This window comes from Citrobacter sp. Cb028 (assembly GCF_030336705.1).
Classification (GTDB): domain Bacteria; phylum Pseudomonadota; class Gammaproteobacteria; order Enterobacterales; family Enterobacteriaceae; genus Citrobacter; species Citrobacter braakii.
Genome location: NZ_JAOWCZ010000034.1, coordinates 930,823 through 955,014, shown reverse-complemented (window position 1 = coordinate 955,014; position 24,192 = coordinate 930,823). Strand labels below are relative to the sequence as shown.

Sequence of the window (24,192 nt, the reverse complement as noted above, 5' to 3'; positions counted from 1 at the left end):
GCGCAAGGTGATTACTCCGCCGAAAGGACATCGGAATGAATGCAAATAGTATTAAAAAAAATATGAAATTTAGCCGATTAGCGTGGTTTATTGCGCTACAGTGTATGCTGCCAATTTCTCACTCCGCGATGGCTCGCGATTATTTTAACCCTGCACTGTTAGGGATTGATGGGCCAGGAAAAGAGTTAACGGACCTCTCTGCCTTTGAAGAAGGTATCGGTCAGTTACCCGGTACTTATCGTGTTGATGTGATAGTCAACAAAACCTCAGTAGGTGTGCGTAATATTGACTTTGTGACACACAAAAATGCACAGGGTGAATCCACCTTGCAGCCTTGTTTGAGTATCGATATGCTGCGCGAGTTTGGTATCCGTACTGAGGCATTCCCACGATTAGCCGCCAACGGCGACTGCGCTAACCTCTCTGCAATTCCCCCAGGCCAGCGCAGAATTTGCATTTGAGCGCCAGCAATTGCTGTTTTCTTTTCCTCAAGCCGCCATCGATAACCTCGCACGAGGCTACATCGCCCCAGAGCGGCTCGACGCAGGGATTAATGCTCTACTGCTCAACTACAACTTTACCGGTGCGGATACCCAAGCGCGCACTAACGACATGAGCGATTACGAAAGTTATTATTTGAGTCTCCAGCCTGGGTTAAATATCGGTTCCTGGCGCATTCGCAACTACAGTACCTGGAATCGTGACGTCAATGACGGCAACGCTCAGGAAAGCTGGGATTCACTCTATACCTATGCCCAGCACGACGTTATTTCGCTTAAAGGCCAGTTAACTCTGGGCGACAGCACCGCGCCTTCAGATATGTTCGACAGTGTGCCATTTCGCGGTATACAGTTAGCTTCAGATGATGACATGTTACCCGACAGTCTTCGCGGATATGCGCCCGTGGTAAGAGGCATTGCGCGAACAAATGCCCAGGTCGTTATCAAACAGAATGGCTACACCATTTACCAGAGTTATGTCTCCCCCGGTGCATTTGAAATTACCGACATGTACCCAACCGGCAGCAGCGGTGACCTTGATGTCACCATCAAAGAAGCTGACGGCAGCGAACAGCATCAGACTGTGGCATTCGCCTCCCTCCCCGTTCTACAGCGTGAAGGTCGTCTGAAATACAACCTGACCAGCGGACAATATCGCCCGTATGACAGCGATATTGATAAAGAGATGTTTACTCAGGCATCGGTCATTTATGGCCTTCCGGATGGATTTACGGTCTATGGTGGTGGGCAGTTCTCGCAACACTACCAGTCACTGCTCTCCGGGTTTGGTAAGAACTTCGGTACGTTAGGTGCAGTTTCCCTTGATGGAACCCAGGCTTGGTCAACACAGAAAGATCAGGATAAAGAAGGAGGTCAGTCCTGGCGTATTCGTTACAGCAAAAACATCCTCGCAACCGGTACGAATATTTCCATTTCAGGCTATCGCTATTCGACCTCAGGCTACTACACCCTACAGGAAGTTCTCGACACCTGGCGTGATGATGAATGGCGAACCAATAATCATCGCCGCCGTAATCGGGCCGAATTTCAGCTCAACCAGAATATAGGTGAAAGCCTGGGTTCGCTGTCGTTGAATGCGATAAGTGAAGATTACTGGAACAGCGATCGTCAGATGCAATCCATTGGCGTGGGTTACAGCAACAACTGGGCTGGCATCTCCTGGAACCTCAACTATAGCTATAACCGTAATACCACCGATAACAGTAGTAGCAGTCGTAACTATGAGCATGAAAAGATATACAACGAAGATCAGGTGTTCTCGCTCAGCATGAATATCCCTCTTGATCGTTGGTTAAGCAACAGCTACGCAAACTATGGTTTCAATACCAGCAAAAAAGGCGATACCAGCCATACGGTCGGCTTGAGCGGCTCAGCGCTGGAAGAACGTAACCTGAACTGGAATGTGCAGGAAAGCGAAACTAATCATGGTGAAGGCAGCGGTGGTTACGCTAGCCTGGATTATCAGGGAACCTACGCACGCCTTAACTCTGCCTACAGCTACGATCATGACCAAAAACGCGTGAGCTACGGTATTGAAGGCGGAATGGTGGCCCATGCCCACGGTATCACACTGAGTCAGGCGCTCGGTGAAACCGCTGTACTGGTAGAAGCGCCGGGAACGGAAGGGGTAGCGATAAACAATCAGAACGGTGTTAAAACCGATTTTCGGGGTTATACCGTCGTTCCGTATGTTTCGCCTTACCGCGAAAGCACAATCTCGTTGAACACTGAAACACTCCCCGAAGACGCAGATATTGAACTGACGACCCAAACAATCACCCCTACCCGTGGTGCAATAGTTCGAGCGCATTTTGATACTCGAATTGGCAAACGCGTGCTGATGACTTTAGTTCGTAGCAACGGAGAGAACGTTCCATTCGGTGCAATGGTTACGGACAGCAGTACACCAAATACATCTGGTTCCATTGTGGGTGATGGCGGTATTGTCTACCTCACGGGGATGAAAGACGCGGGTACAGTCACAGCAAAATGGGGACGTGGAACGAATGAGCAGTGCCAGGCGCAATGGCAATTACCGAACAGTGCACCGACTAGTAATATCATTGTAGTCAAAGCAAACTGCCGATAACAGGAAATAATATATGAAGAAGCTATTAACCATTGTGACCCTGACTGCGAGTTGCTTATTGAATATTACACCGGCATTGGCAGATTATGTCTCCAGAGTCGACTGGGGTACCATGAATTATGCGCTTGCTCCTTTGCATATCCCTGCTGCGGTTGGTGGTGTAAGCGGCTGGACTGACAAAGGCTCAATTTTAATGTATACCCTCCCTTATAGTAATCGGGATGCCTATATAGACCTGACAGTTAATGGCACTCTGCTAGGTGATGGCGTTACTTGGGCTACGAATAATCCTGGTATCGGGGTGCAATATCTTGTTGCTGCTCCCAGCACATTAGGGATTGTCTTAAATTCTTTGGAAAGCATAACCGCACCTAACTATCCCCTGTATCTAACGAAGACTAGCGGTTCGGGAACATACAGTGTCGGCGGTTACTACCACCTCAAGTATCGACTGGTCAGATTACTTGAAAAAGTACCGGCGGGAAAAGTAACCACTCTGCCAAATGTAACGCTAAACATCCATAATGGGTCTGCGACTGAAATAGCGTCACTCCCGAAAAGCTCCGGACTTATTCTGTCAGGTATATATTCAAACATTCCGATTGATGCATGTACTATTGTTGCGCCAAGCGAAATTAAGCTTCCGAACTTATATGGCAATCAATTGCAAAATGGTGCACAAAACGTTATTCAAGCACCAAAAATTTCTTTAAATTCTTGCCCTGGCGCTGTTGATGGTATTTCTTATCGTTTCACTGCTGTTTATGGAACCCATAATGCAGCAAATGGTGTGTTAAACACCATGACTGGGCAAGGCTATGCAAGCAATGTTTATATACAACTGCAAAATACGGATGGAACACCGCATCCGGCGAATAGCGCTATTGCAATCAATAATTATGACGGTTCCGGTAATTATGACATCCCTGATTTTAAAGTGGGAGATTTTATTGATAATACCGAAACTGTCACTGCCGGTATTGTAAAAACAGCTATTGAGCTTCAAGTAACCTATAATTAAAAGGACTGCGTATGAAAATTATCAATGGAAAAACAGCGACAATATTTATTCTGGCCTGCAGTGGATTATTTTCTGCCACCAGCCAGGCGGGCCAGGCTGTGAATATTGACATTACCGGGCAGGTTATCGCATCACCGTGTGTGGTTAACAGTAGTAATACTTCTCTTGCCGTCGATTTAGGTACGTCCATTCAAGCTAACGACCTCGCGACCGCCGGCAGTGCAACAGCATGGAAAGACGTTATCTTAAAATTAACCAACTGCCCGGCATCAACCAGCTCTTTCACTGTGTCGTTTGCTGGAACCGCAGACACAGACCCGGATTTCTACCAAAACACGGGCACAGCGACCAACCTCAAACTTGAACTCACCGATAATGTCGGTAACGCTGTATACAAAAATGGTGCTTCTCTTGCCAACGTCACGATTCCCAGTGCTACCCACGCCTATGACCTGGAAATGCGCGCCCGTGCAGTATCCAAAGGTAACGTGATGCCAGGTACTATCGTCGGCCAAGTACAAGCTACCTTTACCTACCAGTAATTCAGGATGGGAAAATGGTGCAACAGATAAACAAAGTGCTGCCTGTTTTGGCCTGTTTGTGGGCAGTAAGCGGCATACAATCCGTACAAGCTACGGACATCAATCTGAGTGGTACTGTCGTCGCTTCCGCCTGTACAGTGGATACTAACACGGTCGATCAGACGGTTAATTTCGAACAGGCGCGCGCCGTTGATTACCCTAATATCGGTGATACCAGTGAATGGCAGGACTTTGAGCTAACGCTTTCTGCCTGTCCTGCATCAACAACAAAAGTAACCGCCCTTTTCAGTGGCGAAGTAGACAATGACGATGCCACCAAGTTTGCGAATACTCAGGGTGATGCAAGCGGAATGGCATTGCAAATAATGACGCGAGATCATCTCACCGAGATCTCACCAGGAGCTGTTTATCAGGTTAGCATTGATAGCAGCCATAACGTCGTGTTTCCACTTTCAGCAAGAATGTACACGCCAACCGGCCAGGTAACAGCGGGTGAGTTTCGTACTACCGTACAGCTCACCTTCACCTATCAGTAAACACAAGAAAAAAAAGCGGAGCGCCTGGGCGCTCCGCTTTTTTGCAGTGTAAATAACTAAACGCGTTTAAAGATCAACGAACCGTTAGTCCCGCCAAAGCCGAAGGAGTTACACAGTGCGTACTCCAGACCACTAACCTGACGCGCTTCGTGAGGTACGAAGTCCAGGTCACAACCTTCATCCGGGTTATCCAGGTTGATGGTTGGCGGAATAGCCTGATCGCGCAGCGCCAGGATAGAGAAAATAGACTCTACCGCGCCCGCCGCACCCAACAGGTGTCCGGTCATGGATTTAGTGGAGCTTACCATCACACGGCTTGCCGCATCGCCAAAGACAGATTTCACTGCCTGGGTTTCGGCTTTATCGCCAGCAGGAGTAGACGTGCCATGCGCGTTGACATAGCCGATCTGACCCGCTTCGATAGCCGCATCGCGTAGTGCGTTGACCATTGCCAGCGCAGCGCCCGCACCGTTTTCAGGTGGTGATGTCATGTGGTAAGCATCACTGCTCATGCCAAAACCAACGACTTCAGCATAGATTTTTGCACCGCGCGCTTTCGCATGCTCGTACTCTTCCAGTACCACCATGCCTGCGCCGTCGCCCAGCACAAAGCCATCACGTTCTTTATCCCACGGACGGCTTGCCGCTTGCGGGTTATCATTACGTGTAGACAGCGCACGTGCCGCACCAAAACCACCCACGCCCAGCGGGGTACTGGCTTTTTCTGCACCACCCGCAACCATCGCGTCTGCATCGCCGTATGCAATGATACGTGCTGCATGACCAATGTTATGCACACCTGAAGTACAGGCGGTCGCAATGGAGATGCTTGGCCCTTGCAGGCCGTACATGATGGTCAGGTGACCTGCCACCATGTTAACAATCGTTGACGGAACGAAGAACGGGCTGATCTTACGTGGACCGCCATTCACCAAAGAGGTGTGGTTTTCTTCGATCAATCCGAGACCGCCAATACCAGAGCCGATAGCGGCGCCAATACGGTGAGCGTTCTCTTCCGTAATTTCGAGACCAGAATCCTGCATGGCCTGAACGCCAGCGACAATTCCATATTGAATGAAAGCATCCATCTTGCGCTGTTCTTTGCGCGAGATAATGTCTTCACAGTTAAAATCCTTTACTAAGCCAGCAAATTTCGTTGCATAGGCGCTAGTATCGAAATGGTCGATCAGGCTGATGCCACTCTGACCGGCAAGGAGAGCTTTCCAGGTAGACTCTACGGTATTGCCGACAGGAGACAACATGCCCAGTCCGGTCACAACTACACGACGCTTAGACACGGTTGTCCTCCAGGGAGGGAAAATAATTCAAGTGGGATAAAAAGATAAAACTCAGGCGGTCGAATGACCGCCTGGAGATGTTCACTTACGCCTGGTGGCCGTTGATGTAATCAATGGCAGCCTGAACGGTAGTGATTTTCTCAGCTTCTTCGTCCGGAATCTCAGTATCAAACTCTTCTTCCAGAGCCATTACCAGCTCAACGGTGTCAAGAGAATCTGCGCCCAGGTCTTCAACGAAGGAAGCATTGTTGGTTACTTCTTCCTGCTTAACGCCCAGCTGTTCGCCGATAATTTTCTTAACGCGTTCTTCGATAGTGCTCATACTCTTAAATTTCCTATCAAAACTCGCTTTCGCGATGGTTTTCGTAGTGTATAAAATGTTGAAAAATTTGCAACTAAATCCCGGCAGGTCTTACCACGATTTTACGTTATTTTGAGGGCATTCACCCTAATAACGCAAATTTTTTTATCTCGTGGTTAAACCATGTACATCCCGCCGTTGACGTGCAAAGTCTCACCTGTGATGTAACTTGCTTCGTCAGAAGCTAAAAATGCAACCGCACTGGCGATTTCCTGAGCGCCGCCAAGGCGACCCGCAGGAACCTGCGCCAGAATACCCGCACGCTGATCATCAGACAGCGCACGCGTCATGTCCGTTTCAATAAAGCCCGGAGCAACAACGTTTACAGTAATGCCACGAGACGCAACTTCGCGCGCCAGTGATTTACTGAAGCCGATCAGACCCGCTTTCGCCGCAGCGTAGTTAGCCTGACCCGCATTTCCCATGGTACCAACCACAGAACCGATAGTGATAATACGCCCATGACGCTTTTTCATCATAGCTCGCATTACCGCTTTTGACAGACGGAAAACAGATGACAGGTTGGTTTCGATGATATCGTTCCACTCGTCATCTTTCATGCGCATTAACAGGTTATCACGAGTAATCCCGGCATTATTGACCAGGATATCGACTTCACCAAATTCTGCGCGAATATTTCCCAGAACAGATTCGATAGATGCCGGATCGGTCACATTCAACATCAGACCTTTACCATTTGCACCTAAGTAATCGCTAATGGCCTGCGCACCGCTTTCGTTGGTTGCAGTACCGATAACTTTCGCGCCACGGGCAACGAGTGTTTCAGCAATTGCGCGGCCAATGCCACGGCTTGCACCGGTAACCAGCGCGACTTTTCCTTCAAAACTCATGGTCTTCCTCTTTTATTGCTCTAGCGCCGCAGATAATGCCGCCGGCTCATTCAGTGCCGAAGCAGTCAGGGTGTCAACAATACGTTTCGTCAAACCGGTCAGAACTTTGCCCGGACCAACTTCATACAGGTGCTCTACGCCCTGGGACGCCATGAATTCAACGGTTTTAGTCCATTGAACCGGGCTGTACAGCTGGCGAACCAGCGCATCGCGAATAGCGTCTGCATCTGTTTCGCACTTCACGTCGACGTTGTTCACAACCGGAACAGTCGGCGCGTTAAAAGTGATTTTTTGCAGTTCAACAGCCAGTTTCTCAGCAGCAGGCTTCATCAGCGCGCAGTGAGAAGGAACGCTGACCGGCAGTGGCAGAGCACGCTTAGCGCCAGCCGCTTTACAAGCTGCGCCGGCACGTTCTACGGCTTCTTTGTGCCCGGCAATAACCACCTGACCTGGTGAGTTAAAGTTTACCGGTGAAACCACCTGGCCTTCAGCAGACTCTTCACACGCTTTAGCGATAGCAGCGTCGTCCAGACCGATAATAGCAGACATGCCGCCAGTGCCTTCCGGTACCGCTTCCTGCATGAATTTGCCACGCAGTTCAACCAGACGTACGGCATCGGCAAAACCGATAACACCCGCACACACCAGCGCAGAGTATTCGCCCAGGCTGTGACCAGCCATCAGCGCAGGTGTTTTACCACCCTGCTGCTGCCATACGCGATAAAGCGCAACAGAGGCAGTCAACAGTGCTGGCTGCGTCTGCCAGGTTTTATTCAGCTCTTCGGCCGGTCCCTGCTGAGTCAACGCCCACAGATCATAGCCCAGCGCAGCTGATGCTTCAGCAAAAGTTTCTTCAACAATTGGGTAGTTTGCTGCCATTTCAGACAACATCCCAACGGTCTGGGAACCCTGCCCCGGGAACACAAATGCAAATTGCGTCATGTTTAAATCCTTATACTAGAAACGAATCAGCGCAGAGCCCCAGGTGAATCCACCCCCAAAGGCTTCAAGCAATATCAACTGCCCAGCTTTAATACGCCCGTCGCGGACGGCTTCGTCCAGCGCGCACGGTACGGAGGCCGCGGAGGTATTGCCATGTCTGTCGAGCGTCACGACAACATTATCCATCGACATACCCAGCTTTTTCGCGGTTGCGCTAATAATGCGGAGGTTTGCCTGATGCGGTACCAGCCAGTCCAGTGCAGAACGATCGAGATTATTTGCCTCCAGCGTTTCATCAACGATGTGTGCAAGCTCGGTCACCGCGACTTTAAATACTTCGTTACCCGCCATCGTCAGGTGGATCGGGTTTTCCGGGTTCACGCGATCGGCATTAGGCAGCGTCAACAGTTCGCCATAGCGACCATCAGCGTGCAGATGCGTAGAAAGAATGCCGGGCTCTTCTGATGCGCTCAGTACAACCGCACCTGCGCCATCACCGAAAATAATGATCGTTCCGCGATCGGTTGGATCACAGGTACGAGCGAGGACATCTGAGCCAACCACCAGAGCATGCTTCACTGCACCAGACTTAACGTACTGGTCGGCAACGCTCAGGGCGTAGGTGAAACCGGCACAAGCGGCTGCAACGTCAAACGCCGGACAGCCTTTGATCCCCAGCATACTTTGGATCTGGCATGCCGCACTTGGAAATGCGTGTGTGGATGATGTGGTGGCAACCACAATCAGACCAATTTGTTCTTTGTCGATGCCCGCCATTTCAATTGCACGGTTTGCGGCGGCAAAGCCCATCGTCGCAACTGTTTCATTTGGCGCTGCAATATGGCGTTCACGGATACCTGTGCGAGTGACGATCCACTCATCAGATGTCTCAACCATTTTTTCCAAATCGGCGTTAGTACGCACTTGTTCAGGCAGATAGCTGCCAGTACCAATAATCTTCGTATACATGTACGCTCAGTCACTTTTTGGTTATATACCGCCACGAGCAAATCGCTGATACGTTGGCAGCATTCACAAACGCACGGTTATCTGTGTGCTCGCGAGTTTGCGTTTTCGCCACCGTCCAGCAGTTCGAATCCAGCTGGGTATACAGATTCCAGGCGAGCGGCAATTCGCTGAGGAACTTGTCGCTGCACCGCCTGCACTGCCTGTTCAATCGCGACTTCAAATGCTCGCTGATTGGCCGCACCATGACTCTTAATCACCGTGCCGCGCAATCCTAACAGACAGGCGCCATTATACTGGTCGGGGTTGAGGTGACTAAATCGCCTTGTCAGGCTTTTTTGTAACCAACGTTTTAATAACAGCAGCCACCACGACCGTTTTTTGCCCTCACCCTGAGACTTCAGCAGTGAAAGGAACATTCTGACAACACCTTCCATCGTCTTTAATGTGACATTACCTGTAAAGCCGTCACAGACCAACACATCAGTTTTGCCAGTCAGTAACTCATTGGCTTCAAGATAGCCGATATAATTGATAGAAGGGATTGTTTTTAGCACTGCAGAAGCATCCCGAATACTGTCGAGACCCTTGGTTTCTTCTTCACCGATATTGAGCAACGCAACACGGGGATTGGCAATTCCAACCACCTCTTCTGCCAGCACGGAACCCATGACGGCAAATTGCACCAACATCGTGCTATCACAATCCACGTTGGCACCCAAATCCAGCACCACCGTTTTGCCCTTTTGCTGATGGGGTAAAACCGTCACCAGCGCAGGACGCTCAATCCCCTCAAGGGGTTTGAGCAATAACTTCGCAAGTCCCATTAGCGCGCCTGTATTGCCGGCGCTCACACAGGCTTCCGCTCGTCCTTCTTTCACGAGCTCCAGGGCAACGCGCATTGAGCTTCCACGACTGGCGCGAATAGCTTGCGAGGGCCGGGCATCACTGGCAATAACTGACTGAGCAGGGATAATCTGCAGACGTGAACGTTGTTCGAAGTCAGCTTTGGCAAGTAATGGCGTGATTGTATCGGGATCCCCGACTAAAAGAAGTGTGAGTTGCGAATTAGAATTCAGTGCCTGCAATGCTGCAGGCACTGTCACGGTAGGGCCAAAATCACCCCCCATGACATCTAACGCCAGGGTTAGACGTGTCAAGGTATCGTCGCTGCCCGGTTAGGTGTTTCCCCAGTTACCCGGGGAAAGCCTCACTAAGCTTCATCACGCGTGTACTCTTTGTCTTTCTCACCGTAGTAGGAAAGTCATTGAGTCATGCGTGATTACTTAGCGATTACCTTACGGCCACGGTAAAAACCGTCGGCAGTGATGTGGTGACGCAGGTGTTGTTCACCAGAAGTTTTGTCTACAGACAGGCTGGTGACTGCGGTCAGAGCGTCATGAGAACGACGCATGCCACGTTTGGAACGGGTTGGTTTATTCTGTTGTACGGCCATGGACCTTACTCCTCAATTACTTACGCTTTAAGCTGGCTAATACGGCAAATGGGTTTGGTTTTTGCGCTTCATCAGGCAATTCGCCAAAGACCATGTCCGCCTCGGACACTTCACAGTGTTCAGAATCATGCACCGGAACTACCGGCAAGGAGAGGATAATCTCATCTTCAACCATTGCAAGCAGATCGATTTCACCGAATTCGTTAACCTCAATCGGCTCATACGCTTCCGGGAGTGCTTCAGCCTGCTCGTCAGAACGGACAGGACTAAAACAATATGTTGTGTGAACATGAAGTGGGAACGGTTTCCCGCAACGCTGACATTCGAGCGTAACCGACACCTTTGCATCACCGGTTATAACGGCAAGGCGCTGGTTATCGATAGCGAACGACATGGAGCATTCCACATCACTGTCCACACTGACTACAGAATCGGCGACACGCTCAACCAGATCAGAAGTATAGATACCTTCATAATCGAGGCGTTTCTGAGCCGTACGAACCGGATCAAGAGTCAGGGGTAATTTTACCTTTTGCATAGGGCGCGCATATTAACTTTGTAACGTCATATAGTCAAAGAAAAAGGCAGCCTGTGGTTGCCTTTTGCCAATAATTCGCACACATTGCGGGTCATCGACTTAAAATCGCTCAACACAAGCCATTACAGCCAGCTTGTAGGACGAAGTCCATAGTTTAAAATGGCTCTCATCAATACGCTATATGCGAGGGAAAAAATATGCCTCAACTTATTCTTGCTTCTACCTCTCCCTGGCGTCGCGCTTTACTAGAAAAACTGGCAATCCCGTTCGAATGCGCAGCACCAGAGGTTGATGAAACGCCGTTACCGGGCGAAGCCCCCCGCCACTTAGTCTTGCGACTGGCGCAGAAAAAAGCGCAATCTCTCGCCCTCCGTTATCCATCGCACCTTATTATTGGTTCCGATCAAATTTGTGTTCTCGATGGTGAAATAACCGGCAAACCGTTAACAGAAGAAAATGCACGCCAGCAGTTACTCAAAGCCCGTGGCAATATTGTGACGTTTTATACCGGACTGGCGCTGTATAATTCTGCGACCGGACATTTACAAACTGAAGTTGAACCGTTCGACGTGCATTTTCGTCATTTAAGCGAAACGGAAATTGAAGATTACGTGCGCAAAGAGCGCCCGCTGCATTGTGCCGGTAGTTTTAAAAGCGAAGGATTGGGCATTGCACTTTTTGAGCGCCTGGAAGGTCGTGACCCAAATACTTTAATCGGTTTGCCGCTAATCGCACTGTGTCAAATGCTGCGACGAGAAGATATGAACCCGCTAAAAGCCTGACGGGTTGACGGCTGTTTAGGCCTAATCCTGTAGGCCTGATAGGCACAACGCCATCAGGTCTACAGGTAATGCGCGATAATATCAATGCGCATCAGCCTTTACTGCGTAACACCTCGAGGCAGCGCTTCAACTGCTTATCCATTGGCGCTTCAATACGCATTACTTCACCCGTCCCCGGATGAGTAAATTTCAACGCTGCGGCGTGCAAAAAGAGCCTGCTCAGTCCGGTATCCGCCAGTTGCTTATCGAACTCACGATCGCCATAGCGGTCGTCAAAGGCAATCGGATGTCCGGCATATTGTGTATGCACGCGAATCTGGTGCGTGCGTCCAGTCACGGGACTGCAGCGCACAAGCGTAGCAAACGCGTAACGCTCTTCCACTTTAAAGCGTGTTTCCGATGGTTTGCCTTCCTGATTCACCCGCACGATACGCTCGCCGCTTTGCAGAATGTTCTTTAACAGCGGGGCCTGCACGGTTTTGACATGCGACTGCCACTGGCCGCGTACCAACGCGAGGTAGTCTTTCTGCATGCCTTTTTCACGCAGTTGTTCATGCAACGAACGCAAGGCAGATCGTTTTTTGGCCACCAGCAGCACGCCGGAGGTATCCCGGTCGAGGCGATGCACCAGCTCAAGGAAACGCGCTTCCGGGCGCAGCGCACGTAAGCCTTCAATGACGCCAAAGCTTAATCCGCTTCCACCATGCACGGCCGTACCTGAAGGCTTGTTAAGCACCAGAATGTGGTCATCTTCATATAAAATGACATCGGTCAGCGCCGCGACCTTCTGCAAATTCGGTGAAATGGCCTCTTCTTCACGTTCAGCGACACGTACAGGTGGAATACGCACAATGTCCCCGTCTTCGAGTTTGTACTCGGGTTTAATGCGTTTTTTGTTCACCCGCACTTCGCCTTTACGCAAAATGCGATAAATCATACTTTTCGGCACACCCTTGAGCTGGGTGCGCAAAAAGTTGTCGATGCGTTGCCCTGCTTCGTCGGCAGTAATGGCAACTGTTTTTACGGCTGGAGTCTCTGTTTTCATGGGGGCCGATTTTAAATAGCCATCAAGATTCGCGCCACACATTTTTCTATGCTTATATTAACTGCTATACCTTATTACTTAAGTTTGACATAGCCGATTTGGTGGTTATTAAAGCAATCACTACGCGGAAGTGAAAAAACTGTGAGTAACCGGGTGATAAATGGCAAAAGTCATCTTGCTATAACAAGGTTAGCAGTGGAATAATGAGGTTGTTTCCGTGTTGAATCTTGTTAAAACAAGACCTTTTCCGGAATGACCCAATTTTGCCCGACCGATCATCAACGCAGCAATGGCGTAAGACGTATTGATCTTTCAGGCAGTTAGCGGGCTGCGGGTTGCAGTCCTTACCGGTAAGTGCTCTATAGATTTCGCGTTGTAGGAAGGCGGCAAGTCTGGGAACCCCAGGTGCTTACTCCTGTAAGTGGTTGGGGTAAGAAGATGAAGCCAACGCACCCACAGCGTGAAAGACGATAAGCACAATGGAAGCTTCTCTGGAGAGTAACACCCAGACTGTTCCCCTGATAATTGCGCTGTGTTTCCGTATGAAATACAGGCAACCGACACTCTGCGCCTCTTTGAGCTGACGATAACCGTGAGGTTGGCGACGCGAATAGACACGAGGCCATCGGTTCACACCCGGAAAGGCATTACTCTGCCCGCAGCTTAGTCGTCAATGTAAGAATAATGAGTAAGTTACGATGAAAAGAATGTTAATTAACGCGACTCAGCAGGAAGAGTTGCGTGTCGCCCTTGTAGATGGGCAGCGTCTGTACGATCTGGATATCGAAAGTCCTGGACACGAACAGAAAAAAGCCAACATCTATAAAGGCAAAATTACCCGTATTGAACCGAGTCTGGAAGCTGCTTTTGTTGATTACGGCGCTGAACGTCACGGTTTCCTCCCGTTAAAAGAAATTGCCCGCGAATACTTCCCCGCTAGCTACAACTCCCATGGTCGTCCCAACATTAAAGACGTGTTGCGCGAAGGTCAGGAAGTCATTGTTCAGATCGATAAAGAAGAACGCGGCAATAAAGGTGCTGCGCTGACCACCTTTATCAGCCTGGCAGGTAGTTATCTGGTTCTGATGCCGAACAACCCGCGCGCGGGCGGCATCTCCCGTCGCATTGAAGGCGACGACCGTACCGAATTAAAAGAAGCGCTGGCAAGCCTGGAACTGCCTGATGGCATGGGGCTTATCGTGCGTACCGCAGGTGTCGGCAAATCTGCCGAAGCGCTGCAGTGGGACCTGAGTTTCCGCCTGAAGCACTGGGAAGCGATTCAAAAAGCCGCTGACAGCCGCCCTGCTCCGTTCCTGATCCATCAGGAAAGCAACGTTATCGTTCGCGCATTCCGTGACTATTTACGTCAGGACATCGGCGAAATCCTCATCGACAACCCGAAAGTTATGGAGATGGCGCGTCAGCACATCGCCGCGCTGGGTCGTCCGGATTTCAGCAGCAAAATCAAACTGTACACCGGTGAAATCCCGCTGTTCAGCCACTATCAAATCGAATCTCAAATTGAGTCCGCGTTCCAGCGCGAAGTGCGTCTGCCGTCCGGCGGCTCAATCGTTATCGACAGCACAGAAGCGCTGACCGCCATCGATATCAACTCCGCACGCGCGACCCGCGGCGGCGACATCGAAGAAACTGCGTTCAACACCAACCTTGAAGCAGCCGATGAAATTGCTCGTCAGTTGCGTCTGCGTGACCTCGGCGGCCTGATCGTAATCGACTTCATTGATATGACGCCGGTTCGTCACCAGCGTGCGGTTGAAAACCGTCTGCGTGAAGCCGTGCGTCAGGACAGAGCGCGTATTCAGATCAGCCATATTTCTCGCTTCGGCCTGCTGGAGATGTCCCGCCAGCGTCTGAGCCCGTCGCTGGGTGAATCCAGCCATCACGTATGCCCACGCTGCTCCGGCACGGGTACCGTACGTGATAACGAATCACTGTCACTGTCTATTCTGCGTCTGATCGAAGAAGAAGCGCTGAAAGAAAATACGCAGGAAGTTCACGCTATTGTTCCTGTGCCGATCGCATCCTACCTGCTCAACGAAAAACGTACCGCGGTAAATGCCATCGAGACGCGTCAGAATGGCGTGCGCTGTGTGATTGTGCCAAACGATCAGATGGAAACCCCGCATTACTCCGTGCTGCGCGTACGCAAAGGGGAAGAAACACCAACCCTGAGCTACCTGCTGCCGAAACTGCATGAAGAAGCGATGGCATTGCCGACGGAAGAAGAGTTCGTCGAGCGTAAACAGCCAGAGCAGCCGGCATTAGCCACCTTTGCAATGCCAGAGGTGCCGCCAGCCCCTGCTTTGCAGGAACCTACTGCGAAGGCCGCCGCGCCTAAAGCCGCAGCAGCGACCGCGGCCGTCGCCGCACAGCCAGGTTTGATTAGCCGTTTCTTCGGCGCACTGAAGTCCATCTTCAGCGGTAGCGAAGAAGTGAAACCGGTTGAACAACCTGCGCCGAAAGCGGAAGAGAAAACCGATCGCCAGCAGGATCGTCGTAAACCGCGTCAGAACAATCGTCGCGACCGTAACGATCGTCGTGATAATCGCGACAACCGTGGCGAGCGTGATAACCGTAACGAGCGTTCAGAAAGCGGTGAAAACCGTGAAGATAACCGCCGTAACCGCCGTCAGTCGCAGCAGCAAAATGCGGAAGCGCGCGATAACCGCCAGCAGTCTACTGACGTCGCCGACAAAGCGAAATCCGGTGATGACCAGCAGGCTCCGCGTCGCGAGCGCAACCGCCGTCGCAACGATGATAAGCGTCAGGCGCAGCAGGAAGTTAAAGAGCTGAATCTGGCAGAACAACCTGCGCAGGATACCGAGCAGGAAGAGCGCGTTCGTCAGCCTCAGACTCGCCGTAAACAGCGTCAGCTGACTCAGAAAGTTCGTTACACAGACAGCCCGGCTGTTGAAGCCGAAGTCGCGACTGCCGAGGTGGTCACTGAAACGGCTGTCACTCAGCCAACTGAACAGCCCGTACCGGCACAGCGTACTGAACTGGCGAAAGTTGATCTACCTGCCGTCGTTGCGACTGAGCAGGAAGACAACAACGAAGCGCGTGACTCTAATGGTATGCCGCGTCGTTCCCGTCGCTCACCTCGCCATCTGCGCGTCAGTGGACAACGCCGTCGTCGCTATCGTGACGAGCGTTACCCGGTTCAGTCGCCTATGCCGTTAACGGTTGCCTGCGCATCTCCAGAATTAGCGTCCGGTAAAGTCTGGATCCGCTACCCTGTTGCTCGTCCTCAGGATCAGCAGGTTGCAGAGCAGCGCGAGCAGGAAACGGTTCAGGGGCAAACTGCACCTGTCGCCGTAGAGCCTCAGGTTGCTGCAACTGCCGTTGAGCATATTGTGAACTCGGTTGAAACCGTACAGCCAGAGGTGGTCATTGCTGAACCTCAGGCTACCGTCGTTGAAACCACGCATCCGGAAGTCATCGCTACTCCGGTCGAGGAACAACCGCAAATTATCGCTGAATCTGACGCGCCTGTTGCTGAGGATACCGCGGCGAAAGCCGAACCTGTCGCTGAAATAGTGGCTGCGCCGGTTGTCGAAGAATCTGCGGAGGTTGTTATTTCTCAGCCTGAAGTGGCTGAAGAGATTGCCGAGGTTGTGGAAACAGCTCCAGTGGTTGAAGAAGTTGCCGCGCCGCAAGAGGTTGTTGCCGCACCGGTCGTCGAAGACGCAGTCGTTAAGGCTGAAGTTGTCGCAACCCGCGTTGACGCAGAACATCTTCACAGCCACGCGGCCGCCCCGATGACCCGTGCTCCGGCACCAGAGTATGTGCCTGAAGCGCCGCGTCGTAGTGACTGGCAACGCCCGGAATTCACCTTTGAAGGTAAAGGTGCCGCAGGTGGACACAGCGCCACGCACCAGGCGACTGCGCCAGCAACGCGCCCGCAGCCCGTTGAGTAAGTCATAATCAACATCAAAGCCGACCTCGGGTCGGCTTTTTTTTATCTCTGCTCTACACACTGACAAACTGAGAAGGCGTGGTTACGCTGGCAATCTTTAGCGGTGCGATTGCGCGGGTAATAAGATTAACGGGGAATCTGTCGCTGAGAAAATAACAGTGGCCTAAAAAAATGCCCGCTCCGGGGTGTTAAAGGAGCGGGCAGACAAACATATCCAGTTTCATGATATGTTCAAAAAGGTGTTACCGGTTCAGTTGAAATAGCGACATTCCCTGCATATCGGTAAACGTTTTGTACGATGCCTGCAGTGCGGCCTGCTGCATCACGTAGGACGAAATCGCTGCGTTCCAGTCAACATCCACCAGATTGCTCATCTGCTGAGTCTGGCCCAATGCGCGATCGGCGCCCAGTGAATCCAGTGAACTTAGCTCGCTGAGCTGAGTCCCTAATTCTGCACGAACAGAAAGCACGTTATTCAGTGAATTTTTCAGGCCACGACTGGTTTTATCAATGGCTGCAGCGGCGGTAGCTTTTGCCGCGTCATTGCCCTCAATCGGGGTTTTGAGCGCATCAATAGCGGTATCCAGCATTTTGAACAGGTTCTTTTCCTGAGTACCGCCGCCAGGTTCCGGTACGGCATTGCTGGTCAGATTAACAAATACTTTATCGCCAGTATGACCAATCACCATTGTACGGGAGGCATCGACCTGCTGGGTCACATTTGTTGTACCGCCACTGTAAGCGCCATCTGCCTGAGCAAATGGTGCAGATTCTGTTTTATATCCGCCAAAAATATAGCGTCCATTACCGTCGGTGCTGTTCGCCAGGTTCATCAGTTGATCGCGGATCCCCTGCAGGTCGGTGGCCAGCGATGCACGGTCGTCATCGCTTAACGTGCCGTTCGCGGCATAGACAATTTTTTCCTGCGCGGTCTGAATTGCCGTCGTTACCTGACTCAGTACGTTCTCTTCCAGCGACACTTTTTGCGTCGCAAATGAACGTGCCAGCGTATATTGGCTGTTCTGCGCCTGTGCTTGAGAAAGCACCACGGCCTGCGAGGCGGCGATCGGATCGTCAGATGGGTTGATCACACGTTTGCCCGTTGACATCTGCTCGCCGAACTTCATCCATTCAGCCTGAGAGTTAGTGATGCCACGCATATTCTGCTGGTACATCATCTGGGTGCTGATACGCATTGTGTCCCTCTCCCTTAGCGAATATTAATCAGTGCATCAAACAGCGCATTTGCGGTTTGCAGCACTTGCGCGTTAGCTAGGTAATACTGTTGATAGCGTTGTAAGTTACCGTATTCTTCGTCGAGGTTGACGCCGGAAATAGACTGCTGCTGCTTATAAAGCTGCGTTACCACGTTGTTCTGGGTAATGGCGCTGGTTTTCAGCGTCGCGGTTTTGTTCCCGACATCGCTTACCAGCGTGGCATAGGCATCGTTGAAGGTCTTATTACCCACGGTAGCTTTGGTCTGCAGATCCAGCAGTTTCTGACCGTTACGGTTATCGCTTTTTCCCTTATCAATATCCGGGTCCGGATCATTTTTTGAGACCTGGGCCATGGCGATTTTCGACTCATCGGTCACCATGACTTTCATATCAACAACGGCGTTACTGACAGGTTTCACTGTGAAGCTGTCATTTGCTTTTGCGCCAGCATTTACGGTGATTTCCATCCCGTCAAAGGACATCTTCCCACCGGTAACGGTAGCTTTGAAGCTGGTATTATCCGCCAGGCGAGTAACCTGCCAGTCCGTCCCGTCATAAACGATTTTATAATCGGTCGCCTGTACAGCAGAGCTGTCGGTAATCTTCGCGCTTAACGATCCTGTTCCTGTATTTTTAGCGTTGTTGAATACTGCCGGGCTACCGATAGCAAAGAAATCCTTACCCTGATCGCCGTTCGCGTCAAAACCCTCTTTATGCTGGGTGTTAAACGCATCGGCAAACGCCAACGCCAGTTGGCCCAGCGTGTTACGCGTCTGGTCAAGCTCTTGAGAACGGAAGGTCAACAGCCCGCCCAGTGAACCGGTATTCAACAGTTTTTCGGGAATTTCAACCTCGCCGGCAACCCCGTCGACGTAGGCCACTGTGGTACGATTGGGATCGTCACTGGAGGGCACAGCCGCCAGCTGGCGTGCATTGCTGCCCTGCACCAGTGAATAGCCGTTCGCCATGGTTATGTTGTAAGTCCCACCGTCCTGAACGCTGACTTCTACACCGACAATCTGGTTCAGTTCACTGACCAGTTGGTCGCGCTGGTCAAGTAAATCGTTAGGGGATGCGCCCGCACCGACGCCGGTCAGACGGGAAATCTGATCGTTGAGGCTGGCAATCTGTTTTGAATAGTTGTTGATCTGGTCAACGCTGGCCTTGATCGCAGTATTAACTTGCTTGTCTTGATCGCGCAGATACTGGTCAGTTGTTCTGAACTGGTTGACTAAACCATCAGCTTTACCGATCAGCGCCTGGCGCGCCGCCGGGTCTTCCGCGTTACTGACAAGCGTTTGCAGGCTGGTAAAAAAGTCCTGCATTGAGGTCGAAATGGAACTGGTTTTGCTGGAGAGCAGATTGTCGATTTTCGACATTTGTTCATAGCGCGTTGTCAGGCCGCTGCTTTGGTTCTGCGCGGCACGTAACTGATTCGTGATAAAGGAGTCATACTCGCGCTGTACGCCAGAAACATAGACGCCATTGCCAACCCAGCCCCCCGCACCCAGCGTGCTGTTCGCTTGTGCCATAATTGTCGTTTGACGGGTGTATCCGGCAACGTTATAGCTGGAGATGTTATTACTGGCAGAATTCAACGCGGCCTGCGCTGCGGCGAGTCCACTCATCGCGTTATTAATCAAGCTGGACATGGAGGTTCCTTGTAATCCTTCAATACTCGTTATTATCGGCAGCAGGTTGGTAGACTTGAGCTATTTAAAAGAGATTATCGATATTCGTACCGTAGGTTTTGCTCACTTTTTCGCTCATCGATTTCAACTGCTGGATCATGCTGGTTAATTTACGCGCATAGTTAGGGTCAGTCGCGTAACCGGCATTCTGCAAAGCCTGTGCCCCCTGCTCGGCGGTAGCAGCGGCGGTTACCGCCGCATAGCGCGGGTTACGCGATATCAGACCGACATAATCCGACAGAGCCTCAAGGTAAGAGCTATAGACGCGGAATCGGGCTTTCACCTTTTTCGCCTCGCCGTTTTCATATTCGGTGGTGGTGATTTCGGTGGTTGGGCCTTTCCAGCTTCCCGAAGCCTTCACGCCAAAAATGTTAAAGCTCGGTTCACCGTTCTCACGGCGGATTTGTCGCTGCCCCCATCCGGACTCCAGCGCCGCCTGCGCCAGAATCAGATGATGCGGAACCCCACTTTGCTGACTTGCCAGCTTAGCCGGCAGCGATAGCTGGGCGAGGAAGTCTTTGCTGTCACCTGACAGCGGCTCATCATTGCTTTCCGTCGCGCGGGGAATGGCTTTACGGACCAGTTGCGTCAGCGCCTGGTTTTGATAGCTGGTCACCGTTTCCAGGGAGAACTTCATTGGCACCTGCGGCGCATCGTCTGCGGGTTGCGCCTGACCTTCGGTCATCTGCTTAACCATCATTTCAGCCAGTCCCAGACCTTTGCCTGCGGTCATCTGCTGCGCAATTTGTTGGTCATACATGCTGGTATACAAACGTGTCGAATCACTGCTAAAAACACCATCTTTCGGCAGTGCTTCACGCATACTTTTCAGCATCATTTGTACGAACATCCCTTCAACCTGACGGGCAACCGGGCGGATATTCGCCGCCGGGTCCTGACCCGCTTTCGCTTTCAGTTCGTTCAGTGATTGCGCATCCCAGGCGGCACTGGTCAGCAGTTTGCTGTCACCAATCATTAGATGATTTCCAGTTTGGCGCGTAAGCATCCCGCGCTCTGCATCGATTGCAGAATGGACATCAGATCCATCGGCGTTGCCCCTAGCGCATTAAGCGCACGCACAACATTGTTCAGGTTGGCGCTGGAACGCACGCTTTGCAGCGAACCGCCGCTCTGGCGCAGATCGATCTGGGTTTGAGGTGTCACCACGGTCTGTCCACCGCCAAACGGTGTATCCGGCTGGCTGACGTTCGCCTGGCGGTTTACCGTTATCGACAAGTTGCCTTGCGCGACGGCACAGCTATCCAGCGTGACTTCACGGTTCATGACAACGGATCCGGTGCGCGAGTTGATAATCACTTTCGCATCCTGCGGCGTGACATTCACCTCCATATTCTGGATGTCAGCAAGGAAACGCACCTGCGAACTGTTGCCGCTTGGCACGCGTACCTGAATCGTCCGGGCGTCCAGCGCAGTGGCGCTACCAAAGCCGCGCGAACGGTTAATGGTGTCGGTTATCTGCTGCGCCATAGTGAAATCTTCATTATTGAGCTGCAGATTAATAGTGTTACCGCCGCCGAACTGGCTGGGTAATTCACGTTCGATGGTCGCGCCGTTGGTAATACGTCCGCCATTGAGCTGGTTTACCTGCACGCTGCTGCCACCCGCAGCCGCGCCTGCACCGCCTACCAGAATATTCCCCTGCGCCAGCGCATATACCTGGCTATCAACCCCTTTCAGCGGGGTCATCAACAACGTTCCGCCGCGCAGGCTTTTGGCGTTCCCCATGGAAGAGACCACCACGTCAATGGTTTGCCCCTGACGACCAAAGGCCGGGAATTGCGCGGTCACCATCACCGCCGCCACGTTTTTCAGCTGCATATTGGTGCCGGTTGGCACGGTAATTCCCAACTGCGAAAGCATGTTGTTGAGCGTTTGCGTAGTAAACGGCGTCTGGGTGGTCTGGTCACCCGTGCCATCCAAACCGACCACCAGCCCATAACCGATCAACGAGTTTTCCCGCACGCCCTGAACGCTGGTCAGGTCACGAATACGGTCGGCATGCGCAAAGGTGGTTATCAGCACCAGTACCATTCCAACTAAAGATTTAAACACTGGCTACCTCGCTTACATCGGCGACAAGTTAAGGAAGAAACGCTGCAACCAGCCCATATTCTGCGCTTCATTGATGTAGCCGTTGCCGACATACTCAATACGTGCGTCCGCAACCTGAGTTGACGGTACGGAGTTGCTGCCACTGATGGTGCGCGGGTTAACGACCCCGGAGAAGCGAATGAATTCAGTGCCCTGATTAATGGCGATCTGTTTTTCACCCACAACATGTAAGTTGCCATTCACGAGTACCTGATCGACCGTTACGGTCAGGGTACCGCTGAAGGTATTTCTGGCGTTCGCGCCGCCTTTACCGTTAAAGGAGTTACCGCCTGAAGCTTCTACGTCAGCACGCTCATTGCCAAACAGTCCTTGCAAATAACGCGGTACGGTATCAAAGCCAAAGTTGGTTTTGCCGTCGCGGCTGGCATTAGCCGAAGAACTTTTGCTCGCGCTGACGTTTTCCTGCAATACGATGGTCAACGTATCGCCAATATTGCGCGGACGGCGGTCTTCGAATAGCGGCTGATAACCGTAGTTAATCGGTTGGGCCGACTGGAAGATTGATCCATTCGCCACTGGCGTCGGGCCAGGAACAGGCTGGGCAGACGTTGCGCCCTGCACGAGGGGCGTGGCCGGGATCCAGGCGCATCCTGTCAGTGAAACTACCAACAGGGCTAAAATTGGGTATGGGTGAAGCGCGTATTTTCGCATTGCGGTCATCTTCAAAATCAGTGTGCCGGTGAGGCTTTCACCCCACCGGGCCACACTTTAGAGTTGCGTCAGTTTTTGCAGCATCTGATCGGTGGTCGATACCGCTTTACTGTTGATTTCGTAAGCGCGCTGCACCTGGATCATGTTTACCAGCTCTTCCGCCACGTTGACGTTAGAGGTTTCAACATAGCCCTGGTACAGCAGACCCGCGCCGTTCAGCCCCGGAGTGCTCTCATTCGGCGCACCGGATGACTGCGTTTCGGTGTACAGATTCTCACCAATGCTTTCCAGACCGGTATCGTTCATAAAAGTAGTCAGGTTAAGCTGCCCTACCTGAACCGGTGCTGCCTGGCCCTGCTGGGTTACGCTGACGATACCGTCGCGTCCAATGGTGATACTGAGCGAGTTAGCCGGGATGGTGATAGCCGGCTGAACCTGAAAACCCCCCGCAGTCACCAGTTGGCCGTTCTGATCCACCTGGAAAGAACCGTCACGGGTGTAGGCGGACGTGCCATCAGGCAGCATGACCTGGAAAAAGCCCTGCCCTTTAATCGCCACATCTTTACTGTTGTTGGTCTGCGACAGATTCCCCTGGCTGTGTAAACGCTCGGTCGCGACCGGGCGCACACCGGTACCAATCTGCAAACCAGACGGCAGTGTGGTTTGTTCAGAAGACTGTGCGCCAGGCTGGCGAATCGTCTGGTACAACAGATCTTCAAAAACGGCACGTTGACGCTTAAATCCGTTGGTGCTGACGTTTGCCAGGTTGTTGGCAATCACATCCATGTTGGTTTGCTGCGCATCCAGGCCGGTTTTGGCGATCCACAATGAACTGATCATAAAATGTCCTGTATTAACTCATCGACAGCAGTTGGTTGGCGCGACCCGCGTTATCATCCACGCTACTGATAATCTTCATTTGCATTTCGAAACGACGGGCGTTGGCGATCATGTCACTCATCGCGGCTACCGGCTTAACGTTACTGCCTTCCAGTACACCCGACATAACGCGAATGCTGGGGTCAGCCTGTAACGTAGCGCCACGGGTAGCCTGCGCGGCCTGAGTCAGACGGAACATACCGTCATCGCCACGTTGCACTTCACTCCCCGTGGCCTTCACCAGTTTCAGTCGCCCAACTGGCGCAACGGTGTTAGCCGGATCGCCAGGGTTGAGCGCCGAGATCGTGCCGTCTGCCGCAATGGTGACTTCTGAACCTTCCGGTACGGCTATTGGTCCGGCTTCGCCAATCACCGGGTGTCCCTGAATGGTCAGTTCCCCCGTAGGGCTTACCTGAATGGCGCCATTTCGGGTATATCCTTCGCTACCGTCCGCGGTCTGCACAGCCAACCAGCCATCTTGTTGCAGCGCCACGTCCAGCGGACGTGAGGTATAGTCCATCTGACCCGGCGTCATATCGGCCCCCGGCGTGGAGGCCACCACCAGCGTACGCGTCGGTAAAGACAATCCTTCAACGGGAACCGCGCGCAGCGCATTGAGTTGCGCACGAAAACCCGGCGTTGAGGCGTTTGCCAGGTTGCTGGCCGTCACCGCTTGTTGATTCAGCGTCTGACTGGCCGCGCCCATGGCGGTATAAATTGCGTGATCCATTAAGCC

21 protein-coding genes and 1 pseudogene are annotated in these 24,192 nt (G+C 52.0%); 6 read left to right on the top strand and 16 right to left on the bottom strand.

Going from position 1 to position 24,192, the window contains the following annotated elements; all coding sequences use genetic code 11:
• Nucleotides 1–35 precede the first annotated feature (35 nt).
• The 4 genes and pseudogenes from OGV75_RS14215 (at nucleotide 36) to OGV75_RS14200 (ending at nucleotide 4,709) form a co-directional block, all read left to right on the top strand.
• A pseudogene (locus OGV75_RS14215) lies at nucleotides 36–2,610 on the top strand (fimbria/pilus outer membrane usher protein).
• 13 nt (nucleotides 2,611–2,623) lie between these two features.
• Nucleotides 2,624–3,631: a fimbrial protein gene (locus OGV75_RS14210; protein ID WP_286480817.1), complete on the top strand. Its 1,008-nt coding sequence runs from the start codon at nucleotides 2,624–2,626 to the stop codon at nucleotides 3,629–3,631.
• A gap of 11 nt (nucleotides 3,632–3,642) precedes the next feature.
• The gene (locus OGV75_RS14205) at nucleotides 3,643–4,173 is read left to right on the top strand and encodes a fimbrial protein (protein WP_047359331.1); all 531 of its coding nucleotides are present in this window, start codon (nucleotides 3,643–3,645) and stop codon (nucleotides 4,171–4,173) included.
• 14 nt (nucleotides 4,174–4,187) lie between these two features.
• Nucleotides 4,188–4,709 (top strand): fimbrial protein, encoded by a 522-nt coding sequence (locus tag OGV75_RS14200; RefSeq protein ID WP_047359332.1) that lies wholly within the window; start codon nucleotides 4,188–4,190, stop codon nucleotides 4,707–4,709.
• Between the two features lie 56 nt (nucleotides 4,710–4,765).
• Here the strand turns inward: OGV75_RS14200 and fabF are convergent, their stop codons facing one another.
• The 8 genes from fabF to yceD form a co-directional block, all read right to left on the bottom strand.
• Nucleotides 4,766–6,007 (bottom strand): beta-ketoacyl-ACP synthase II, encoded by a 1,242-nt coding sequence (gene fabF, locus OGV75_RS14195; protein WP_016152642.1) that lies wholly within the window; start codon nucleotides 6,005–6,007, stop codon nucleotides 4,766–4,768.
• An 85-nt stretch (nucleotides 6,008–6,092) separates the two neighbouring features.
• On the bottom strand, nucleotides 6,093–6,329 hold the full coding sequence (gene acpP, locus OGV75_RS14190; RefSeq protein ID WP_000103754.1) for an acyl carrier protein: 237 nt from the start codon (nucleotides 6,327–6,329) through the stop codon (nucleotides 6,093–6,095).
• 155 nt (nucleotides 6,330–6,484) lie between these two features.
• Nucleotides 6,485–7,219, bottom strand: a complete 735-nt coding sequence (fabG, locus tag OGV75_RS14185; protein WP_286480816.1) for a 3-oxoacyl-ACP reductase FabG — start codon at nucleotides 7,217–7,219, stop codon at nucleotides 6,485–6,487.
• Nucleotides 7,220–7,231: 12 nt separating this feature from the next.
• Nucleotides 7,232–8,161 carry an ACP S-malonyltransferase gene (gene fabD / locus OGV75_RS14180; RefSeq protein WP_016152640.1) on the bottom strand — a complete coding sequence of 310 codons (930 nt, stop codon included), beginning with the start codon at nucleotides 8,159–8,161 and terminating at the stop codon, nucleotides 7,232–7,234.
• A gap of 15 nt (nucleotides 8,162–8,176) precedes the next feature.
• Nucleotides 8,177–9,130, bottom strand: coding sequence for a beta-ketoacyl-ACP synthase III (gene fabH / locus OGV75_RS14175; protein ID WP_016152639.1), 954 nt, complete (start codon nucleotides 9,128–9,130; stop codon nucleotides 8,177–8,179).
• A gap of 77 nt (nucleotides 9,131–9,207) precedes the next feature.
• On the bottom strand, nucleotides 9,208–10,287 hold the full coding sequence (gene plsX / locus OGV75_RS14170; protein WP_071601761.1) for a phosphate acyltransferase PlsX: 1,080 nt from the start codon (nucleotides 10,285–10,287) through the stop codon (nucleotides 9,208–9,210).
• A 122-nt stretch (nucleotides 10,288–10,409) separates the two neighbouring features.
• On the bottom strand, nucleotides 10,410–10,583 hold the full coding sequence (gene rpmF / locus OGV75_RS14165) for a 50S ribosomal protein L32 (RefSeq protein WP_003036242.1): 174 nt from the start codon (nucleotides 10,581–10,583) through the stop codon (nucleotides 10,410–10,412).
• Between the two features lie 16 nt (nucleotides 10,584–10,599).
• Nucleotides 10,600–11,121, bottom strand: a complete 522-nt coding sequence (gene yceD, locus OGV75_RS14160; RefSeq protein WP_003036239.1) for a 23S rRNA accumulation protein YceD — start codon at nucleotides 11,119–11,121, stop codon at nucleotides 10,600–10,602.
• A gap of 197 nt (nucleotides 11,122–11,318) precedes the next feature.
• Here yceD and OGV75_RS14155 point away from each other — a divergent pair, with 197 nt between their 5' ends.
• Entirely contained in the window at nucleotides 11,319–11,903 is a 585-nt protein-coding gene (locus OGV75_RS14155) for a Maf family protein (RefSeq protein WP_049269915.1), read from the top strand.
• A 91-nt stretch (nucleotides 11,904–11,994) separates the two neighbouring features.
• Here the strand turns inward: OGV75_RS14155 and rluC are convergent, their stop codons facing one another.
• Nucleotides 11,995–12,948 carry a 23S rRNA pseudouridine(955/2504/2580) synthase RluC gene (gene rluC / locus OGV75_RS14150; RefSeq protein ID WP_049259723.1) on the bottom strand — a complete coding sequence of 318 codons (954 nt, stop codon included), beginning with the start codon at nucleotides 12,946–12,948 and terminating at the stop codon, nucleotides 11,995–11,997.
• A 698-nt stretch (nucleotides 12,949–13,646) separates the two neighbouring features.
• On the opposite strand from rluC, the gene rne reads away from it, so the two are divergent.
• The gene (gene rne / locus OGV75_RS14145; protein ID WP_286480815.1) at nucleotides 13,647–16,886 is read left to right on the top strand and encodes a ribonuclease E; all 3,240 of its coding nucleotides are present in this window, start codon (nucleotides 13,647–13,649) and stop codon (nucleotides 16,884–16,886) included.
• 241 nt (nucleotides 16,887–17,127) lie between these two features.
• On the opposite strand, the gene flgL is transcribed toward rne, so the two are convergent.
• The 7 genes from flgL to OGV75_RS14110 all read right to left on the bottom strand — a co-directional run bounded on the left by flgL (nucleotide 17,128) and on the right by OGV75_RS14110 (nucleotide 24,186).
• The gene (flgL, locus tag OGV75_RS14140) at nucleotides 17,128–18,081 is read right to left on the bottom strand and encodes a flagellar hook-associated protein FlgL (RefSeq protein WP_094761485.1); all 954 of its coding nucleotides are present in this window, start codon (nucleotides 18,079–18,081) and stop codon (nucleotides 17,128–17,130) included.
• Nucleotides 18,082–18,095: 14 nt separating this feature from the next.
• Nucleotides 18,096–19,754, bottom strand: a complete 1,659-nt coding sequence (gene flgK / locus OGV75_RS14135) for a flagellar hook-associated protein FlgK (protein ID WP_046274758.1) — start codon at nucleotides 19,752–19,754, stop codon at nucleotides 18,096–18,098.
• Between the two features lie 64 nt (nucleotides 19,755–19,818).
• Nucleotides 19,819–20,769 (bottom strand): flagellar assembly peptidoglycan hydrolase FlgJ, encoded by a 951-nt coding sequence (gene flgJ, locus OGV75_RS14130; protein ID WP_109017693.1) that lies wholly within the window; start codon nucleotides 20,767–20,769, stop codon nucleotides 19,819–19,821.
• A complete protein-coding gene (locus OGV75_RS14125) occupies nucleotides 20,769–21,845 on the bottom strand; it encodes a flagellar basal body P-ring protein FlgI (protein ID WP_019076467.1) in 1,077 nt (358 codons plus the stop codon). The genes flgJ and OGV75_RS14125 overlap by 1 nt, the downstream gene beginning before the upstream one ends.
• 33 nt (nucleotides 21,846–21,878) lie before the next feature.
• Nucleotides 21,879–22,577 (bottom strand): flagellar basal body L-ring protein FlgH, encoded by a 699-nt coding sequence (locus OGV75_RS14120; protein WP_046274759.1) that lies wholly within the window; start codon nucleotides 22,575–22,577, stop codon nucleotides 21,879–21,881.
• A 57-nt stretch (nucleotides 22,578–22,634) separates the two neighbouring features.
• On the bottom strand, nucleotides 22,635–23,417 hold the full coding sequence (gene flgG / locus OGV75_RS14115; RefSeq protein ID WP_003036202.1) for a flagellar basal-body rod protein FlgG: 783 nt from the start codon (nucleotides 23,415–23,417) through the stop codon (nucleotides 22,635–22,637).
• A gap of 13 nt (nucleotides 23,418–23,430) precedes the next feature.
• Nucleotides 23,431–24,186 (bottom strand): flagellar basal body rod protein FlgF, encoded by a 756-nt coding sequence (locus OGV75_RS14110; RefSeq protein WP_016156188.1) that lies wholly within the window; start codon nucleotides 24,184–24,186, stop codon nucleotides 23,431–23,433.
• Nucleotides 24,187–24,192 lie beyond the last annotated feature (6 nt).

Bases quoted from the DNA above. Each gene is read 5' to 3' on its own strand.
- OGV75_RS14210 (WP_286480817.1), top strand. From the start codon at position 2,624: ATGAAGAAGCTATTAACCATTGTGACCCTGACTGCGAGTTGCTTATTG.
- OGV75_RS14205 (WP_047359331.1), top strand. From the start codon at position 3,643: ATGAAAATTATCAATGGAAAAACAGCGACAATATTTATTCTGGCCTGC.
- OGV75_RS14200 (WP_047359332.1), top strand. From the start codon at position 4,188: ATGGTGCAACAGATAAACAAAGTGCTGCCTGTTTTGGCCTGTTTGTGG.
- acpP (WP_000103754.1), bottom strand. From the start codon at position 6,329: ATGAGCACTATCGAAGAACGCGTTAAGAAAATTATCGGCGAACAGCTG.
- fabG (WP_286480816.1), bottom strand. From the start codon at position 7,219: ATGAGTTTTGAAGGAAAAGTCGCGCTGGTTACCGGTGCAAGCCGTGGC.
- fabD (WP_016152640.1), bottom strand. From the start codon at position 8,161: ATGACGCAATTTGCATTTGTGTTCCCGGGGCAGGGTTCCCAGACCGTT.
- fabH (WP_016152639.1), bottom strand. From the start codon at position 9,130: ATGTATACGAAGATTATTGGTACTGGCAGCTATCTGCCTGAACAAGTG.
- rpmF (WP_003036242.1), bottom strand. From the start codon at position 10,583: ATGGCCGTACAACAGAATAAACCAACCCGTTCCAAACGTGGCATGCGT.
- yceD (WP_003036239.1), bottom strand. From the start codon at position 11,121: ATGCAAAAGGTAAAATTACCCCTGACTCTTGATCCGGTTCGTACGGCT.
- OGV75_RS14155 (WP_049269915.1), top strand. From the start codon at position 11,319: ATGCCTCAACTTATTCTTGCTTCTACCTCTCCCTGGCGTCGCGCTTTA.
- rluC (WP_049259723.1), bottom strand. From the start codon at position 12,948: ATGAAAACAGAGACTCCAGCCGTAAAAACAGTTGCCATTACTGCCGAC.
- rne (WP_286480815.1), top strand. From the start codon at position 13,647: ATGAAAAGAATGTTAATTAACGCGACTCAGCAGGAAGAGTTGCGTGTC.
- flgL (WP_094761485.1), bottom strand. From the start codon at position 18,081: ATGCGTATCAGCACCCAGATGATGTACCAGCAGAATATGCGTGGCATC.
- flgK (WP_046274758.1), bottom strand. From the start codon at position 19,754: ATGTCCAGCTTGATTAATAACGCGATGAGTGGACTCGCCGCAGCGCAG.
- flgJ (WP_109017693.1), bottom strand. From the start codon at position 20,769: ATGATTGGTGACAGCAAACTGCTGACCAGTGCCGCCTGGGATGCGCAA.
- OGV75_RS14125 (WP_019076467.1), bottom strand. From the start codon at position 21,845: ATGGTACTGGTGCTGATAACCACCTTTGCGCATGCCGACCGTATTCGT.
- OGV75_RS14120 (WP_046274759.1), bottom strand. From the start codon at position 22,577: ATGCGAAAATACGCGCTTCACCCATACCCAATTTTAGCCCTGTTGGTA.
- flgG (WP_003036202.1), bottom strand. From the start codon at position 23,417: ATGATCAGTTCATTGTGGATCGCCAAAACCGGCCTGGATGCGCAGCAA.
- OGV75_RS14110 (WP_016156188.1), bottom strand. From the start codon at position 24,186: ATGGATCACGCAATTTATACCGCCATGGGCGCGGCCAGTCAGACGCTG.